Origin of the sequence: Limosilactobacillus mucosae DSM 13345 (assembly GCF_001436025.1) — a bacterium.
Taxonomy (GTDB): domain Bacteria; phylum Bacillota; class Bacilli; order Lactobacillales; family Lactobacillaceae; genus Limosilactobacillus; species Limosilactobacillus mucosae.
This window is the reverse complement of sequence record NZ_AZEQ01000054.1, coordinates 1-2025: the sequence shown is the minus strand read 5'-3', so window position 1 is coordinate 2025 and position 2025 is coordinate 1. Positions and strand designations below refer to the sequence as shown.

Below are 2025 nucleotides of genomic sequence, written 5' to 3'. Positions count from 1 at the left end.
CGGTTGTATTTGACAACTCGCCACATACCACTGAACTGAACGTCTAACTAAATGAACCGACACTGGCGATGGTCAGTGCCGGTTTTTTATATGCGAAGGGCGATCCGTCAGGTGTGGCGGACCGCCCTTTTTTTGTGCGGATGGTTGGTAGTTCGGCCGACCTGGGAAAACGGGGGATTTAAATTAGAAAAAATAGTCGTAAATGCCTGTTTGACGCTGTCTGTAGCTGTTAACTTACGATGCCCTAGTGTAACTTTAGTTATGAAATAGGTAACTTTAGTTATGAAATAGTTTTGGCGAACTACTTCACTAACTAAATAAACTAGAGTAAAAGAAAAAGCCCGCTGAAGTATTGGCGTACTTCAACGAGCTACCGAAAAGCTACCTCACTGCCTCTAATGTAATATAATGTAATATAATGTAGTTATTTAATGTATTTATCTTAGGCAAATTGTTAAAAATTTAAAGGCAAAGAGGCAAAATTAATGAAAAGAATCATTACCATATGCTCAGCTTTAATATTAGCTTGTATAGGCTTAACAGGCTGCGGTACTAATCAATCAAATCACAGCGCCGCTAAAGCTGAAAATGCAAGCCTAAAGGCAGAAAATTCCAGCCTGAAAAAAAGTGAGAGCACAAAGAGTACAAGTATTGTTGGTTCCTATAAAGATGATCAAGCAGGTGCAGCCGTAACTCTAAATTCAGACGGGACCGGTCGTTACGTTTACGCTGATCCAACAAATTCTAACACTGACGATCAATTAACCTGGAAAAAGAATTCAGATAACTCCTACACAATAAACTTGAAGGACTCAAATGTAACAAGCCCACTAACAGGGAAATTAACTGGAAAAAAATTAACTCTTTCTGGAGACAGTAATTGGAATACTGAAACCCTCAGTAAGACTAGTAGGACACTAGACTTGGACAAATTCTTAGCAGAAAATACTAAACAAAGTTCCCAAGGTACTTCTCAAGCAGCAAGCAATGCATCGACTCAAAAGAGCAACGCTGGTACCAATGACAATAGTAGTGATCATCCAAGACTATCTGACGGAACCGATGTATATAGTCTTCCTTTATCAGATCCTCGAAACCCAGATGGTTATAAGCAAGGTGAACTGATGGATATTGCAGGAGATCCTAAATATAGAAATCCAGATGGATCAATGAATGATGAGGGCCGTGCCTTGAGTTCAAGTATTGAAGCAACATTCCATCAACCTGAATAAGAAAGAAGATAACAACATGAATAAAAAGGTAATTTTAACATCAGCAATATTATTAGTAGGATTAGCTCTAGCCGGCTGTGGTAATAGTCAATCAAACGACACTACTACCAAGGCAGAAAATTCTAGCTTAAAAGCGGAAAACTCAAGCTTAAAAGCAAAGAAAAATAGTGAAAAACAAGCGAAATACAGTAATCAAGACTATGCATTAATGGCTTATCTCAAGTTACAAGGACAAACCGCTAATGAGCTCAAGCGAAATAAAGATAATATGAATTGGAAACAAGATAATAATAAATTTACTATTGATTTTGGGGCTCATGCCACAGTTATGACTGTTACAGATAAGCAAGTCCAACTCACCTATGATAAGGCAACAAAAGAAGGCATGGGACAAGGAAACGGTCATAAAGTCTATACTAAGCAAGAATTAGCTGAGGAATTTGGAAATCAGAAAAGTACTTTAGATGAAATTCTTGATACCGTAAATGAAAATTCAAATAATAGCTCAAATACTCAGTCATCAGCACAAAATAATCAGAGTCANTACCGCTAATCAAGCAAATAATACAACGGATAATACAACAAGCAATAGTGATCAAGAGAAGCCTTTAGTGAAGGATGGAAATACGTATAGCCCTAAATATAATGCTGATGGACAAATAGATTATTGGCAAGTTACAGGCTCAGATGGAATTACCAGGACAATGGGAGACCCAAGTTCGGGTTGGCAAGAGATTGAGAATGAATATAATAATCTAAATAACAAGTAGGGCACTATTGCCTGTCAAGTATA

Annotated in this window: 1 protein-coding gene; it reads left to right on the top strand. The window is 37.5% G+C overall.

Translation table 11 applies throughout. The features are described from left to right. Positions 1–485: 485 nt before the first annotated feature. On the top strand, positions 486–1232 hold the full coding sequence (locus tag FC47_RS10115) for a lipocalin/fatty acid-binding family protein (RefSeq protein WP_056968812.1): 747 nt from the start codon (positions 486–488) through the stop codon (positions 1230–1232). Positions 1233–2025 lie beyond the last annotated feature (793 nt).